Raw genomic sequence first — 15,510 nt, forward strand, 5'->3', positions numbered from 1 at the left:
CGTTCTAGGCGTTCTCTGCCTTCTCCCAGTACTCCTCAAACTTCTTCTTGAATAAGTTGACGACCCTGTGGTCTTTGATCCATACCTGGGTCTCATAATTGAAGTACCTTGCTGCAAGATCTTCAAGTGCAAAGAACACTTCCTCATCGCAGACCAGCATTGGAAGGTCAAATTTCTCGAGAACCTTAAGCTCAATCTTTCCATCGTTTGCATATTGAACGATCTTTGAACCCTTTATTCTGGGTAGTAGGCTCTTGGTTAGGATAATTCTTGCCTTGACACCCCTGTCAACGGCCTTAATTATATCGTCCTCAAGGTTGATTGCTATGAAGCCATCATCTGCAAGGAGAAGCTCATTCTGAACTTCCTCAAGCATCTCCTTAGTCTTAAGGGTTGAGTTCTTGATTCCCCTGACGACCCAAACCCTCTCGACCCCGTACTTTGGAACCTCTGTTTCTATTAATGGAGCCATGAGCTCGAGTAGCTCCTCCTTAGCCTTCTTCTTTGCCTCAAGTTCCTCCTTAACTCTTTCCTGCCACTCCTGAATGAACTTTTCGAGGATGTTAGCTGGATGTACTGGCCTGTACTTGTTCGTCTTTCCTGGCTGATTCATTGCGAAGCCCTTCTTCTCAAGGCTCCTCAGAACGTCGTAAGTTCTTGGAGCAGGCACCTCGGAAACACTTGCCAACTCAGCAGGTGTAAGAACACCAAACGCTACTAAGGCAACATAAGCTCTGGCCTCATATAAGTTCAACTCAAAATGTTCTTGTAATAGCTCTACCATTCTGTCCTTGCTCATCTTTACCACCATCACAAACTTGTCAATACAAATGGAGCTTAACTGTTATATAAAAGTTTCCCCACATTATTATAAAGCTTTAACCTTATATTATCGAAGAGCTAAATACTTATTATCTTCATAGCTGGATTGCATGGTTATGCATATAATTTCTACCTAATAAGATTTTTGATAATACCATGCTAACCAAATGCAGATTAATAGTTCCAAATATGGAACACTAACTTGGAAAAGGAAAATTGAATTCAGGAAGATGTGACGTATCTCCGAATTTCTTCATAAAGCTCATTAAGAACTTCCTGATAATTGGCCTTAGCTTCTTCAATATCATCCATGATTTTCTCCAATTGTCTTGTCCTTTCCTCGCTTACTAAGTCTTTGTATTTGCTTACTAAATAATGGTAGACCTTTATTCCTTTATCTGTGGGAACCAGCTTCTTTTTACCCTTTGTTTCTATTACATAGCCCCTCTGTAAGAGAGTCTGGACAATCTTTGCGTAGGTTGAGGGCCTACCGATTCCCCTCTCCTTCATTAGTGCAATAACATCACCCTGGGTGTACAGTGATACCTTTGGAGCTCTCCAGTGTCTTACATCTTTCACCTTGATCTTCTGGCCCTTCTCGAGCTTAGGCATCTGCTTTAGGGGTAACGGCTTTACCTTAGACCACCCGTCATATAGTACCTCAATATATCCCTCAACCTCAACGTCTCCAAACGGGGTCTCGAGGACTGCCTTTTCATAGACAACTTTAGCCGGCTTCATCTGGCTTGCTATGAATCTCCTAAATATCATATCGTAAAGTTTGAAATGGTCTCTCGTTAAGTTCCTGGGGAGCGTTATTATGCCGTCTCTAATTAGCTGAATTAGCCTTCCAGTATCTATAGGCCTTGTTGGTCTTATCGCTTCATGGGCCCCTTCTTCGCCCCACTTCCTTGGAGCAAAGTACTCTTCCCCAATCTCCTGGGTTATGTACTCCTTAGCTATCTCTATTCCGGTATTGCTCACGTGAGTTGAATCAGTTCTGTGATAGCTCGTTAGACCTAACTCGAAAAGATCCTGGGCTAGCTGCATGGTCTTCGTTGCAGAAAAGCCCAGGAACCTTGAAGCATCCTGAAGCATTGCATCGGTGGTGTACGGTGGAAGTGGATTGATTTCCCTTTCCTCTATCGTTACCTCCTTAACCGTGACCTCCTCAATTTTGCCTTTAACCCCCTCAAGGGTCACGCTTATGCCGTTTTCAAGGGTTATCCCCAGGAAGTCCGTTTCACTCTCGGTAAACTCCTTGTACCTCTGGACTATCCATCCCAGGACAGGAGTTTGAACTCTACCCGCGGAGAGGTTCCTGTTCTCGAAGACTTGCCACAGCTTTTGGCTCAGCTCAAACCCTATCCATCTGTCCTCTATTCTCCTGACGAGCTGGGCATTTACCCTGTCCTCATTTATGTCCCTTGCCTCCTTTATCGCCTTGAGAATTGCTGGCCTCGTTACCTCGTGGAACTCTATCCTCTTTATGTTCGGGGCATATGGAGATAGAACGTTTCTTATATCCCAGGCTATCTTCTCTCCCTCTGTATCTGGGTCTGTACCGATTAATATCTCATCAACTTCTTGGGCAAGATCTCTCATCGCCTTGACGTTTTCAAGGGCGTCATGAACGTTTCTGCTTCCACACTTAGGGCAAACCCCTTTCTGCTCCCAGTCAACAAACTGGTGACCGCAATCCCTGCACCTCTTGATTGTGTCATAGACGGGAACGAAATACTTCTTTCCTTCCCTCTCAAGCATTAAAACTCCATGATAACCTTCCGTGGTGACGAGATCGAACATATGGCCCCCACTGGCTAATATCGTGAGCATCTTATCTCCAATGCTGACCTCATAAGCGACAAGATCTCCAATTCTCCTCTTGCTTGGCTGGCCGAAGAAGTTCGCTATTGTTCTCGCTTTATTTGGACTCTCCACAATCATTAAGGCGGATTTTACGAGATCCTTTACCTGCTCGCTTATCTTGCCCTCAATTACTAATTTTACCTTTTCCCTATCTCTATCAATCTCCTTGAGGATCTCCTCAAGGTCGATCTCATCGAACCTCTTTATCTCGAACTCTACAAAGCGCCAGCGCATTTGCCTCACTAGGCCATTAAAGACTTTCTGATCATCGACAAGGATAACGCTGAGCCCCTTTGTGATTCCTCCAGCAAAGAGTCTTGACGTTCTTCCACTTGCCTGGATGTAGGTTCTTACATCTGGAATTTCAATGTACCACTTCTCACCCTCTTTCTTTAAGCTTAGGAAGGGATTTTCGGCTATTTTCCTAAGAACTTCCTCATCCTTGAGGACAGATCTCAAGAACTCAACGGCCTGCCTGAACACCTCAAGGACATGATTGTGGAACCCTTCAAGCTCTAGGCTCTCCGCTAGGGCTTCCTCTATCTTCATAAGCTCAAACTGGGGAATGTTCCTGATAAGTCTCCTGAGCCTTGCGTATAATTTTTCTCCCTCGCTCCTCCTTTCCTCAGGTAGGAACTCAAGGATTTCACTCATTAGGCCAAGAACCCTGTAGATTGTAGGTTGCTCGAGATCAAGAGAAAACCTGAACTTTGGAACCCCTGTGAATATTGCGAATCTTATAAGGTGAGGCAGGTCTAACCCCCTAACTATGGTTCCATAATAAGTTGCGACGCCAACCAGATAATCTACCTCCTCCTGCTCAAAGAGCTCCAATCCCTTCTTGTTCTTAGCGGAGACTAGCTCAACCTTGAAGCCTCTCTCCCTCAGATAATTGGCTAGGTGCTCCGCATACTCTATTCCCTTGTCAATTGGGACAAAGATTAAGCCTCCTTTACCCAGCTTTTTCAGCAACTCTGCAACATGCTCCTCCATGCTCTTATCTGGGATTATGTATGTGTCAACTATGTTCCTAAGGACGCTCCTCCCGCTTCCAACTTCAAAGCCCAAAAGTTCACGATAAAGCTTAATTCTATCGCCTTTCGCGCTTCCCGTAGCAGATGCCACTATTAGAATTCCTATCTCATTTTCTCTTTTGTACCTCTCAATTTCCCTCTCAAGCTTCTCGATTTCTTTGTTTAGCTTCTCTATTTCTTCGTTAGAATTCTCCTTTGAAAGAAGTTTTGCTAGTTGCTTCTTCAGCTTTATTATCTCCCAGGCCTTCCCTATAATCTCCTCATTAAAGCCAAGCATTAAAAGTGACCTATCTATGTTCTTACTTGCCTTAAGGAATGCATCAACGTCATCAACGAATATCAAGTCAAAGTGCTTGTCCTTTAAAAGTTCATCGAACCTAGTCGCCAAAAACTGGCTTGACGTTACAAGGATGTCAAAATCTCCTGATCTTATTTTTTCTAGGGCTTCCTCTTTCTCCTTTTTCTTTAAATTGCCGTGATAGTAGACAAGTTTTACAGAAACGCCAGCCCTTTCAATCATTCCCTTTATCTTTTTAACTGTCTGGATTACGAGAGGCGTTGTCGGAACTACAATGTAGCTTTTCTTTCCCTTAGTTGCGAAGTATATCGAAATGAAGGCACCAAATGTGCTCTTCCCCATTCCTGTGGGGGCGATTATGGAGAAGCTCTTCCCCTTGATTATTCTTTTAACCCAGGTTCTCTGAGCACTCCAAAACGTAAAGCCTGTGGCTTTTTTAAAGAACTCCTCAACATCTCCAACCTCTTTATTTAACCTGTATACCTCCTCCCACTCTTTTAGCGTTCCCCTAAGTTTTAGAGCGTTCCTCACAGCCGCTATTAGCTTGAAGTAATCTTCATGAATTTCAGGCTCATCAAGGCACGCATCACACGGATTCTTGCTGGCAAGCCTATCGTCGGTTATGGCACCGCTACAGTTTGGACACATTCCCCTATAAATCGCCTTCATAACTTCTCCCTCTTACTTTTACTTCGACTTATTCCTTCTTAAAAAGGTTTTCTAAGGGCCCTAAATCAGAAAATTAATCTTATCTAATTCAGAAATAGTTATATCTCACTGGAAATAACTACCTATGGGATGAGAAATGTTCGAAGGTAGTGAGTATGACAGGTGGATAAGACAAGCGGAGAGAACATTAAAGTCTGCAGAGAGGGATTTAGAGCATAAAGATTATGAGTGGGCAAGCTTTAAGGCACAGCAAGCGGCGGAATTAGCAATGAAAGCAATAACAAGGGCTCTCGGAATTATGCTCCCAGGTCACTCCATAACGAAACTCCTTAAAGCCTTAGAGGAGCATGGAATTAAGGTACCTGAGGAACTCTATAATATGGCAATGGAGCTTGACAGGAACTACATAACATCAAGGTATCCCTTAGCATACTCTGAAGGTTCTCCCTACGAGTACTACTCGGAAGAGATAGCGAGGAAGCTGATAAATTATGCAAAGGAATTAGTGGAATTTGGAAAAAGAATAGCAGTTCAAAAGGTCGAAGGCGGAGAATGAATAATTTCCTCTGCAACATTTTTTCTTGGCTTTCTGAATACTATGACATCGGAAACTCCATGCACTCCATGCTGAAATCTATCAAGAAGCTTGTACTCCTTAAAGAATATTAAGCCGATGGCAAGTTGAGAGGCTAGATCCCAGAGCCTGTGGTATTCTTCAGTGACCTTCTCGAACCCTGGAAGCTTATAATAAGTCCTCTTAAATGCTCCCCTCCTCTTATCGTAGCCTGAATGCACCGACACCAGCTGATAATCTTCCCCCTCGCTCTCAACGAGGAAGTCCTTATAACCTATCATGTACATTATCCCATAAACTCTATCGGTCTCTTCGATCACGAAGTATCCATCCTTCGAGAGGATTAGGGCAACTGAAGCAAACAGTTTTATTGCATCAAATGCATCGAAGTGAGGCATCGTCAATCCCCAAAGCACTGCGATATCGTGTTCTCCAACGAGCTCGTGAACACTTCTAGCGTCTCCAACGACTTTATCTACTTGTACTTCTCTCCCTGAAATCCTAATCCACTCGTCGACCTTCTCCAAATCATCTCTTCTCATATCAAGAACTGTAAGTTTTGAGGCGTTGGTAGCTAAAGCAAAGGCGCCCGCTATTCCCGTTCCAGCACAGATATCTAGTATTCTCCCATTTCTTGGAAGTTCAAGCTTTTTTGCCACCTCAACTATCCTCTGGAATCGCTTCCTTGCCCCTTCATCTTCGGGATCCATTCTCCACCTTAGATACCTGTATAGTTCTTCAAGTGACATAGGATGAATAAAGGTGAATTATTTTAAATACCTTCCCACCCCTTGCAGTTCATATCGAGACAGATCACCCTCCTTTCCTTCCCATCCTTAATTATGACTATGGGGGCACCATTGCAACACGTTCTTCCTGTGGGGATTATCTCACCTTTCTGAAGGATTGGATAGGTAACATCGCACTTAGGCCAGTTTGAGCAACCAATGAATCTCTTTCCCGTTTTCTTGTTGTACTTAACAATTAGATCTCCTCCGCACTTTGGACACTTTCCAACTACGAGAGGTTTTTCTACCTTATCTTCTCCGACGACTATTTTAGCCAGCTCAGTGCCAATTTCGAGTTCTTTCTTTTTGAACTCCTCAAGTATCTTGGTTAATTTTTGCTTTGCCTCTTCGATGACTTCCTCTTTAGTGAGCTTTCCCTGCATTATAAGTTCCATCTTCTTCTCGAATTCTCTCGTTAGCTCAACGCTGATTATCTCAGGGACGTACTTTTCTAGGGTCTCAATAACTTTCATTCCCAGGGGAGTTACTTTTATGCTCTTCTTCCCCTCTATATAGCCCCTCTGATATAGTGTTTCGAGGATTTGAGCTCTGGTCGCCTTTGTTCCTAAGCCAAGGTCTTCCATCTTCTTTATTACGGCAGCTGGCGAATACCTTGCTGGGGGCTTGGTCTTCTTTTTCTCCCTCTTTATTTGTAGAACCTTAACTCTCTCTCCAACTAGGAACGTTGGGAGAGTTACCTCTTCAAACTTAACGTACTTTCCGTAAACAGCAAGCCATCCCTCTTTGACAGTCCTGCCACCAGAAAGTATGAACTTGTGAGGGCCAGCTTTAATGGTGACCTTTACGCTCTCCCTTACGGCGGGTTCCATAAATAGCGCGAGGAACCTTCTAACTATCATGTCATAGAGCTTCTCCTCGTCCTTTGTTAGGTCGCCGGGTCTGGGAACTTCACCCGTTGGATAGATTGCTGGATGTGCTGGATCTTCCTTTTTGCCCTCCACTGGCTTAAGTTCGGGCATGCCTAAGAGAACATGGGCGTAGGGCCTGTACTGGGGCATCTTGGCTAGGCTTTGAATTATGTACCTAAAGTTCAAGTTCTTTGGTAGTTTTTGACTTTCAGTCCTGGGGTAAGAAGAGAATCCCTTTTCGTATAGGCTTTGAGCCAAATCTAGGGTTTTCTTGGGGCTGAAACCAAATGCGGAGTAAGCTTCTCTCTGCAGGGTTCCAAGGTCAAAGGGAACCGGCGGATTTCTTTTTTGTCTTTTAACCTCGATATCGGCTACTCTTACTGGCCCTTTCTTCGCCTCGAGAACTATTCTCTTCGCCTCGTTCTCATTCCAGACTTTGTCCTTCTCGTAATTGGCGGTGAATTTTTGCCCATTCTTTTCAAGGATAAGCTTTATAACCCAGTAAGGCTTTGGAACGAAATTCTGAATTTCCCTTTCCCTTTCAACAAGGAACTTTAATGTAGGCCCCTGAACCCTACCTGTGCTTAGGACTATCCATTTTCCGCTAGCCTTCTTTATTGCGTGGGTTAATGCTCTAGATAGGTTTACTCCCCAGTACCAGTCAAGCACATGCCTTGCGATTCCGGCATTTGCCATTCCAAAGTTTATTGTAGGCTCAAGATTGTACCATGCCTTCACTAAGTCCCTCTTAGTTAGCGCGGAGAACTTCATCCTCTTCGCTCTCCTGGGATCCACATCGCAGGCGTACTTGAGAGCTGTGTACCCTATAACTTCGCCTTCGGTATCATAGTCACATGCCACTACGAACTCCTTAACCCTTTTAGCAAGGATTGAGAGAAGCTTTATGTAGTCCTTAGCGTATTCTTTTCCTTTTTCGGCTATATAAACTGGAACCCACTCTATGTCGAATATTGGGTAGCCAAAGAAATCCTGCTTAGGAGCTAGCCCATAGAGGTGGCCCACAGCGGGGGCAACGATTAACTTTTTACCATCCCTGAAGAGCTCGTAGTATGGGACTCCAAAAAGGCTCTTCTTTACAGGTCTTCCCTCGGCTAAAGCTCCAGCTATCTTCCTTGCAACATTGGGCTTTTCGGCAATGATTAGTATCATTGTCTCTCCTCCTCTGCCCTTCTGATGAGCTCCTTAACTCTCTCTATCCTGTATTCCTCTATCACCCTCAAGACGCTCTCTAGTTCTTCCCTCTTTTCTTCCTCCTCCCATTCCTTAATTTTCCTCTTAATAACCTCCTCAAGCTCGTCCCTCTTGACAACGGCAAAGTCATCAAGTCTTATTACCTCGATATCCTCTCCCTCGAGCAGGACGGGGATTCTCTCTTCCTTGAACACTTCATAAACTGAAACTGGCAACTCCTTTTGGGAAACTATGGCTTTTATCTTTTTCTTTACGAGGTGCTCTGCTATCTTCTTTCCCGCCCCGGCGGGGTTTATCACGTATAATATATCGCCTCTCTTTATTCCGATATCTTCTTCAAGCTCCTCTAATGCCTTCCAAGTTAGGCTCTCAAGAACTTTCATCGGGTACACTTTTCCACTAAGCTCGAGTCTATGCATCTTCCTAGTTTGAGCAAGTTTTCTTGCTAAAATTTCAACTTTCTCTTTTTCTTCTCTTAGCTTCTTCTCCAAAATAGCTATTCTTTCATCTCTTGCTCTAATTTCACGCTCTTTCAGGACCCTAAACCTTACTTCTTCATCAAATTCAGCAAGTTTCCTCTCCAGCCTTTCAATAATCTTCCTTTGCTCTTCGATTACCGCCCTAAGCTCGGCATTTTCCCTCTCAAGTTCCGTTATTGCCTCTTCGAGGGCCTTTATCTTCTCAATGTAGGGTGTTACATCAACCTCGGGCTTAACATCTTCATGATGCTCCTCCTTTGGCCTCTCAGCAAGCTTAACTTTCATTATGGCCTCTCCGAGGCTGTATCCCGTTAAAACGAGAGCTTTTATTTCGTTTCTTTTCTTCCATAAGCCAACTTCTCTTAACTTGGCTTCAATGTGCTCGAATTTTGGCTTGTACCTTAGGTATGCTTTGTAGGCGGCGGCCAGGGCATCCCTTTGGTGATCATCTTCAACGGAAATTCCGAGGTTCCTTAAGAGTTCATTCTTTTCTTCCACCTTGAGGCTTTCCTTGGGGACGAAAAGTTGTGCTTTAAACGACCTTGCTATCTTTTCAACTAATCCTGGGGCAGGATTAACGTCGGTGGCAACTATCACCGGATGCCCAATTTCACTTATAAACCGGACTATCTCGCTTAGGGCCATATTCTTCTCACTGTATATTGCAAGTACCTTACCGTCAAGGTCTATCGCGGCGATCCCAACGGTTATCCCAGGATCCAGACCAACTATGATACTCTTCCTTTCCTCTATTGCAGTTTCGGCCTTTAGGGGGACGAATTCAAGAACTTTCCTTTCGACTGGCTTTATCCTAACTTCAACGTCTCCACCTCGCATTGGTTTTACCAACCCTGCAAGCTCCTCCCTGCTGGCATAAACTTTGAACTCTCCTCTCGAGACGCCGTAATCCCTCTCCTCTATCTCCAAGTCAAAGGGTATATCTGCCCTCCTGAGGGCTTCCTCAATCTGTCTAACCTTAGCCTGGACTAAGCTATGCACCCTCCTTCTGTACCTATCTTGGCTCCATCCTCCTTTCCCTTGACTCCTTCCCCTAGTTACCGTTATTAAGACTTCGTCTTCAAAAGCTAAGACCTCATAACCAACTCCTTTAGAAGCGAGAAGGGCAGCAACCTTTGCTTCCTCGTATGGATCGAACTTATCCGTAATCCTAATTCCGTGCTCCTTAGCTAAACTCCACAGTGATCTTTGTTCCCCTGGTCTTCCAGTTACTTGAACTAATTTGGTCCCCTCGGGAAGTGCACGAAGGAACTTCCTCAAATCCTCCCCTAACTCGGTAACACTATCCATGGCAATTATGTCTGGTCTCTTGGCCCTAATAAACCGGATTAGTCGATATAAGTTAAACTCTCCCTTTCTCTCAATCTTTCCATTAAACCAAGTTACAACAGCAAACCTTTTGGGATTCTCACTGATTATATCAATTCCGATAATTAGGATGACTCATCACCTCGTCGATTCTCTCTTATTATTTAGAACCTTTAAGAGGGTTATAAAGCCAGTTGTGCATAATATATAACGATGGTGATATATAACGATGGTGCGCCACACTAATGGGAAGAGTGATATGGCTCAAAAACCAAAAAGAGAGTTAGGATACCTGTCCGCATCACGCTCGATCCAGTTGTGTTCGATGTTCTTGATAAGATTACGAGAAATAGGAGTCAATTTATTGAGGAGGCCATTATAATGAGGCTTTTACATAAAAATTTGCTTCCAAAAGACAAAAGAAGTTAGAATGACTTTGGCGGGCCGGGCGGGATTTGAACCCGCGACCACCGGGTTAAAAGCCCGGTGCTCTAACCAGGCTGAGCTACCGGCCCACCCGATGAGTAACTCGCCAGAAGTTTTATAAGCTTTTTTGTGGAGAGCTATGTTGATAAATCCCTGAGGGGCCAGCAACTTCAGAGAGGTGGGGGTGACATAGTTGGAAGTAATCATCGAGAAGTTCAAGCCAAAAGTTACCAGACCGTTTAAGAGAAAGAATGAGTGGTGGGTAAAGCTTATCACTGAAGATGGAGAGTACATTATGAAGTTTAAGAGCCCAATAGAGGCAGAGGATGTGGTCTATGGTCTTCTCGATTTGCAGGTTTATGGTGGAAAAGTCAAGCTTAAGCTAAGAGAGGGAAATGTAATAGAGGATATTGAAGTTCTTGAGATATATAAACCCTCCGCTAAAGAGCTTGTCGATGAGTATTTGACGAAATGATCTTTCCCCACCCTTCTTGAATATCTTCCTTAAAGTATATATAGGGTTATGTCCATATTAATTCATTGGGAGAAGTGGTTAAAATTGGGAGGTCAAGGGGATGGCCAGAAGGAGCAAGGCCCTTCTTGAAATAGCAAGAGATATCGGAGGGGAAGAAGCTGTTGAGGTTATAAAAGCTCTCGAAAAGAAAGGAGAAGCTACTGATGAAGAGCTTGCTGAAATTACTGGGATTAGGGTTAATACAGTCAGGAAGATTCTTTATGCACTTTACGATGCTAAGTTGGCGGATTTTAAGAGAATAAGAGATGATGAAACGGGATGGTACTACTATTATTGGCACATAGAAACTAAAAGATTGCCCGAAATAATTAGGGCTAGGAAAATGCAGGAACTTGAAAAACTAAAGAAAATGTTACAAGAAGAGACTAATGAAGTGTACTATCATTGCGGCACCCCAGGACATCCAAAGTTAACGTTTGATGAAGCTTTTGAGTACGGGTTTACGTGTCCAATATGCGGGGAGATACTTCATGAATACGATAATTCAGCAATAATAGAAGAACTCAAAAAGAGAATTGAAGAACTGGAAATCGAGTTAGGCCTCAGAAAACCTCCAAAATCTAAAACTAAAAAAAGTAGGAAAAAGTGAAGGGTCATGGAAGTCATGATTCCCCAAAAGATATATGGGGACAGGAGCGGGTTTAATAAGTTAAATAAAAGGTTAAAATCGTTAATTGGAGATTTAGATGTTAACTGGAAAATTTCCATAACTACAAGGCAGTGGGTTAAGATAACCCTTGAAGGGGAGGATGAGGAGATATCGATGAACCTTATTAGAGAGGAATGGGGTGAAATTCCTTATTCACTGTCGAATATAAATGAAGGGGATGTCTTTTTTGGTCGGTTAATAGATCTTGGTAAAGTTGGATATGGCATTTATGTTGACATAGGAATATTAAAACCAAGACCCAAAGATGCTCTAGTCCCCTTATACTGGCTCAAGCGGACATTTGGGGAAAAGCCTGTAAGACAAATGATAAGGGAGTTTGGATGGGTAGACTATCTCCCAGTAGAAATTAGAATAGAAAAAGTTGAAAGACTAGCCCAGGAAATTGAAGCATACTTCACGGAGAGGTGGATCAAAAAGATAAAAGGATGGACAAGTGATAAGTACGATAAGTTATTCATCGTTGGAACGATTAGTGAGAAGGTTGAGAGGGCGCTAGTGGAAACCGGCCATAGCAGAGACGTTAGAAGGATAGAAGAACTTGGACTTATGGAAACTATGCTGATCTTAAAAAAAGGAACCCACGCTCCAGGAATTATAAAGGAAATAGGACCATATATAAAGCCAGCCAAGATAGGAGCTATAAAGTTTCCTCGGGATGAGGGAGAGAGATGACTAACCTAACACTGGTAGCCGCCAAAAGCAGAACAAACGCTTGCGTTGCATAGGGGATAAAGGGAGCCATAAATAGGGAGAATACCAATAATGTAAGTGTCTGTCTTTTTCTTAATATGTTCCCTTTCTCAACGTAAATTGAGTAAATAATTATAACTATGGGGACAGCAATTGCTGTTAAGATCTTGGGGCTTGGAAGCGTTGGATCTGGAAAAGAATAGAGTCCAAGTTCATGGAGTACCACGGACGTTAATACAGTTATAAAGGCATACGCATAACTCAGAGGAGTTAGCGGAAATACAATCATGTGCGCTATTGAGAGTAGAGGGAGTGGAGGAATGAATATTCCAAGGAGTCCAGATAGAATACCCAGAATTCCAGTATAAAGCGCTCTTGTAAATTTTCCAGAGGGAAGAGGTGATATCCTCAGGGCCAATACCAGGCTAAACGCTGAAAGGATTAAGATGTTAATTGGTGTGAGTCCTTCTCTTACCTGAGGATCCATTAGGAATAGGCCAAGGATCAAAAACCCCATTTCTCTAGCAAATTTTGGTGCTAATGTAAATACCGCCGGTATTAAAATTATCATGGGAAAATACTTCTGTGGAAGAAGAAGCACATATAAAAGGGATGCTATAATCAGATACTGACTTTCTTTTGAATCCCAGATGATCGTAATTAGCAATACTGGAGCTAAAATTAAAATTAAGATCGTTAGTGATATCAAAAGCAACACCCCGATGTAGCCTGATCCAGCGCGGCCCCATCGCTTCGGCTTCAGCCGGCCTGAGCCGCGCAAAGAATGATAAGAAGCAGGATATTAAAAACTTTAATATACTAACTTAACGTTAACCTGAACTATTTCAGGGCTTATTGTGTTACCTCTTACCGTCTTCTTCCTCCTCTCACCCTTCTCCCTTGGTCTAAATCCCGGTCCCTTTGAAAGGAGTATCCTAACTCTCCTTGGCCCATGTACGTCTGGTCTCATTGGGAAGCCGTCTTTGTCAGTTCCTCCCCTAATTTCCATTTTTACATCTTCTGGAAACTCCTTGCCAAATACTGCGTTTAGGTCTATTCCAAGCTCTTTAACTGGTATTTGGTCTCCTATCTTCTTTCCTATGAGCTTCTCTGCAGCATCTCCAGTGATTTCAATCTGCTTTGCTATCCCGCTCTTTGGGTCAGATATAACCAACTTGAACGTCGCCATTTCCTCCCACCTCCACTTTCATCAGCGGGATTCATCGGGTTCCCCCTTAGCCCGATGCATGAAAATTTAAATAGTTTAAAAACCTTGGGGTTAGAGAGGAGGGAGTTTAAGTGAAGAGAGTTTTAGTTTCAGTAATTCTCATGTCCATCTTCCTGGGGTATGTATATGCATCTTACCCCCAATATGATTTAATAATTGTAAGGAACGATGACATAATAGATTACTTGATAGCTCTTCCATATTCCCACTTAATAAATGTTCCAATTCTGCCAGTAAATCCTAAGAAGTTAGATAAGGTAACGAAAGCTCAGCTATACTCATATATCCAACTTGGCAGAAATAAAATCCTTATCGTTGGAAGTGCAAATGCAGTGAGCATAAATATTGAGAATGAGCTCAAGAATATGGGATTTGAAGTTGTAAGAATTGGCGGGGCAGATAGAGCGGAGACAGCAGAAAAACTGGCCTTACATTTCTACCCAAATGGGAGCAAAGTTGTTGTGCTTGCTAGTGCTTGGGACTATGGGTCTACACTAGCAGCTGCAAAATTCGCCATGGAGTATAAGTATCCTCTGTTGTTAACATGGGAGAATCAACTTTCTCCCGTAGCGTTGGCTGGAATAAAGAGTCTTCATCCGAATATGGTCATTCTGGTTGGTCTCGGTTTAAATGAAACAATTGAGAAGACCTTGGAGGGGATGGGATATGAAACTTATTGGATTGGGAGAGATATAGAGCCACTTCCCATAGAAACTAACACTACCACAACTCCACCGCCATCTGGTAAGGGGGCTGGCTTATCTTTCATAATGGGGATGTTGGTTGCATTCCTCATCATGGGTCCATTTATAGTTTATTTAAATAAGAAGCGGGCTGAAAGAAAACAGGAGTTGTTTGAATCATTAAACGAAAAAGAAATCGTTGTTTTAAAGGCAATCGTTGAAAATGGGGGAGAGATAAAGCAGGAAGAATTGCCGGAGATAGTGGGTTACTCCAGACCGACCATTAGCAGGATTATTCAAAGCCTCGAGAAGAAAGGCATTGTAGTTAGGGAAAAGAGCGGGAAAACATTTATAGTTAGGGTACTAAAGAAGGTAAAGTTTGATTAGGCTGTCAACAGCCATATACCCGGAACTATCAATCCTAAACTTACCCATATTTTCCAGTTTGGAGGTTCTTTAAGGAGAAGAATTGCGAGTAGTGTTGATATTATTGGATTTATAGCGGTGATTGGGGTTGCTATTTGAGACCCTAGCATGGCCACAGAAGATACGAACGTGTACTGGGCAATGACAAGTCCAAGCATGCCTGCAGTTGATATTATTGCCATTTCCGTGGGGGTAACTTTTCTAATTTCGGGGAAAATTCTTATAGAGGTAGCAGTCAGGCCGAGAGTTGCGTATATTATCCTTAATCCAGCCAAGGTAAGAGAAGAAATCTTATTTGAGAGCCAGTCCATTAGGGCTATGGCAATACTCCAGGATATCGGCGTTAGGAAGGCATACAAAATCCCTTTTGGATCGGCATGTTCCTCAACTTCGGTCTGCCTTACGATAATTATTCCGAAAACTATCATTAATGCACCAATGATTATCCTTGGGGTTATCTCTCTTCCTAAGAATATGTACGCCCACACTAACGTCCAAAGGGGATAAGTGGATGTTATTGGAACCGTTCTTGATACTCCTAATGACTTAAGAGCAGAAAAGTAGAAATAATCTCCTATAACAAATCCAAATTGAGCCGAGATGAAAGCTATAATGTGATATCTCAGTGGCATCCTTCCTATTTCCTGGAAATTGCCCCCAATTGTGAAAATAATGAGGTAAATCAGAGAAGAGGACAGTAACCTTATTTGATTGGCAATTATTGGAGTTTTATCCCTTAAGCCAATTTTAATTAATACTGAAGCTGTTCCCCAGCAAAAGGCCGAAATCAGGGCAAACAATACTCCAAGTATCATGATGGGCATTATACCACTTAACTTAAAAACTTAACGTTTCGATGAAAAATTCAATGAGAGAAAAATTATAAATTTTTGAAAATGAAAGGTAATAGGA

The 15,510-nt window shown here is 42.9% G+C and carries 13 protein-coding genes and 1 tRNA gene; 5 read left to right on the top strand and 9 right to left on the bottom strand.

From position 1 onward, the window contains the following. Positions 1-4 precede the first annotated feature (4 nt). Positions 5-799 carry an HTH-type transcriptional regulator TrmBL2 gene (trmBL2, locus tag P8X24_RS05750; protein WP_372914599.1) on the bottom strand — a complete coding sequence of 265 codons (795 nt, stop codon included), beginning with the start codon at positions 797-799 and terminating at the stop codon, positions 5-7. Positions 800-1,044: 245 nt separating this feature from the next. Beyond that, positions 1,045-4,692 carry a reverse gyrase gene (rgy, locus tag P8X24_RS05755; protein ID WP_372914485.1) on the bottom strand — a complete coding sequence of 1,216 codons (3,648 nt, stop codon included), beginning with the start codon at positions 4,690-4,692 and terminating at the stop codon, positions 1,045-1,047. Positions 4,693-4,828: 136 nt separating this feature from the next. Here rgy and P8X24_RS05760 point away from each other — a divergent pair, with 136 nt between their 5' ends. Next, positions 4,829-5,248 (top strand): HEPN domain-containing protein, encoded by a 420-nt coding sequence (locus P8X24_RS05760; RefSeq protein WP_372914486.1) that lies wholly within the window; start codon positions 4,829-4,831, stop codon positions 5,246-5,248. On the opposite strand, the gene P8X24_RS05765 is transcribed toward P8X24_RS05760, so the two are convergent. The 4 genes from P8X24_RS05765 to P8X24_RS05780 form a co-directional block, all read right to left on the bottom strand. Beyond that, positions 5,224-6,015, bottom strand: a complete 792-nt coding sequence (locus tag P8X24_RS05765; protein WP_372914487.1) for a methyltransferase domain-containing protein — start codon at positions 6,013-6,015, stop codon at positions 5,224-5,226. The genes P8X24_RS05760 and P8X24_RS05765 overlap by 25 nt on opposite strands. A gap of 23 nt (positions 6,016-6,038) precedes the next feature. After that, positions 6,039-8,093: a DNA topoisomerase I gene (gene topA, locus P8X24_RS05770; protein ID WP_372914488.1), complete on the bottom strand. Its 2,055-nt coding sequence runs from the start codon at positions 8,091-8,093 to the stop codon at positions 6,039-6,041. Then, positions 8,090-9,922: a DUF460 domain-containing protein gene (locus P8X24_RS05775; RefSeq protein ID WP_372914489.1), complete on the bottom strand. Its 1,833-nt coding sequence runs from the start codon at positions 9,920-9,922 to the stop codon at positions 8,090-8,092. The genes topA and P8X24_RS05775 overlap by 4 nt, the downstream gene beginning before the upstream one ends. Before the next feature lie 455 nt (positions 9,923-10,377). Further along, positions 10,378-10,455, bottom strand: a tRNA-Lys gene (locus P8X24_RS05780). Between the two features lie 104 nt (positions 10,456-10,559). On the opposite strand from P8X24_RS05780, the gene P8X24_RS05785 reads away from it, so the two are divergent. From P8X24_RS05785 to P8X24_RS05795, 3 genes are all read left to right on the top strand, one after another. Beyond that, complete coding sequence (locus tag P8X24_RS05785) at positions 10,560-10,841, top strand: hypothetical protein (RefSeq protein ID WP_068321048.1); 282 nt, start codon at positions 10,560-10,562, stop codon at positions 10,839-10,841. Positions 10,842-10,941: 100 nt separating this feature from the next. Next, the gene (gene tfe / locus P8X24_RS05790) at positions 10,942-11,490 is read left to right on the top strand and encodes a transcription factor E (protein ID WP_372914490.1); all 549 of its coding nucleotides are present in this window, start codon (positions 10,942-10,944) and stop codon (positions 11,488-11,490) included. Positions 11,491-11,496: 6 nt separating this feature from the next. After that, on the top strand, positions 11,497-12,243 hold the full coding sequence (locus P8X24_RS05795; protein ID WP_372914491.1) for a DUF2110 family protein: 747 nt from the start codon (positions 11,497-11,499) through the stop codon (positions 12,241-12,243). On the opposite strand, the gene P8X24_RS05800 is transcribed toward P8X24_RS05795, so the two are convergent. Further along, positions 12,209-12,970: a hypothetical protein gene (locus P8X24_RS05800; protein WP_372914492.1), complete on the bottom strand. Its 762-nt coding sequence runs from the start codon at positions 12,968-12,970 to the stop codon at positions 12,209-12,211. The two genes, P8X24_RS05795 and P8X24_RS05800, sit on opposite strands and share 35 nt — an antisense overlap. 102 nt (positions 12,971-13,072) lie before the next feature. Further along, complete coding sequence (locus tag P8X24_RS05805) at positions 13,073-13,450, bottom strand: 30S ribosomal protein S6e (RefSeq protein WP_372914493.1); 378 nt, start codon at positions 13,448-13,450, stop codon at positions 13,073-13,075. A 140-nt stretch (positions 13,451-13,590) separates the two neighbouring features. Between P8X24_RS05805 and P8X24_RS05810 the strand changes: the two genes are divergently transcribed. Beyond that, the gene (locus P8X24_RS05810; RefSeq protein ID WP_372914601.1) at positions 13,591-14,559 is read left to right on the top strand and encodes a cell wall-binding repeat-containing protein; all 969 of its coding nucleotides are present in this window, start codon (positions 13,591-13,593) and stop codon (positions 14,557-14,559) included. Here the strand turns inward: P8X24_RS05810 and P8X24_RS05815 are convergent. Continuing rightward, positions 14,556-15,413 carry a DMT family transporter gene (locus tag P8X24_RS05815; RefSeq protein ID WP_372914494.1) on the bottom strand — a complete coding sequence of 286 codons (858 nt, stop codon included), beginning with the start codon at positions 15,411-15,413 and terminating at the stop codon, positions 14,556-14,558. The genes P8X24_RS05810 and P8X24_RS05815 overlap by 4 nt on opposite strands. Positions 15,414-15,510 lie beyond the last annotated feature (97 nt).

The organism is Pyrococcus kukulkanii (assembly GCF_041647995.1).
GTDB lineage: Archaea > Methanobacteriota_B > Thermococci > Thermococcales > Thermococcaceae > Pyrococcus.

Bases quoted from the DNA above. Each gene is read 5' to 3' on its own strand.
- tfe (WP_372914490.1), top strand. From the start codon at position 10,942: ATGGCCAGAAGGAGCAAGGCCCTTCTTGAAATAGCAAGAGATATCGGA.
- P8X24_RS05815 (WP_372914494.1), bottom strand. From the start codon at position 15,413: ATGATACTTGGAGTATTGTTTGCCCTGATTTCGGCCTTTTGCTGGGGA.
- P8X24_RS05810 (WP_372914601.1), top strand. From the start codon at position 13,591: ATGTCCATCTTCCTGGGGTATGTATATGCATCTTACCCCCAATATGAT.
- rgy (WP_372914485.1), bottom strand. From the start codon at position 4,692: ATGAAGGCGATTTATAGGGGAATGTGTCCAAACTGTAGCGGTGCCATA.
- P8X24_RS05795 (WP_372914491.1), top strand. From the start codon at position 11,497: ATGGAAGTCATGATTCCCCAAAAGATATATGGGGACAGGAGCGGGTTT.
- trmBL2 (WP_372914599.1), bottom strand. From the start codon at position 799: ATGAGCAAGGACAGAATGGTAGAGCTATTACAAGAACATTTTGAGTTG.
- P8X24_RS05765 (WP_372914487.1), bottom strand. From the start codon at position 6,015: ATGTCACTTGAAGAACTATACAGGTATCTAAGGTGGAGAATGGATCCC.
- P8X24_RS05760 (WP_372914486.1), top strand. From the start codon at position 4,829: ATGTTCGAAGGTAGTGAGTATGACAGGTGGATAAGACAAGCGGAGAGA.
- P8X24_RS05775 (WP_372914489.1), bottom strand. From the start codon at position 9,922: ATGGATAGTGTTACCGAGTTAGGGGAGGATTTGAGGAAGTTCCTTCGT.
- P8X24_RS05805 (WP_372914493.1), bottom strand. From the start codon at position 13,450: ATGGCGACGTTCAAGTTGGTTATATCTGACCCAAAGAGCGGGATAGCA.
- topA (WP_372914488.1), bottom strand. From the start codon at position 8,093: ATGATACTAATCATTGCCGAAAAGCCCAATGTTGCAAGGAAGATAGCT.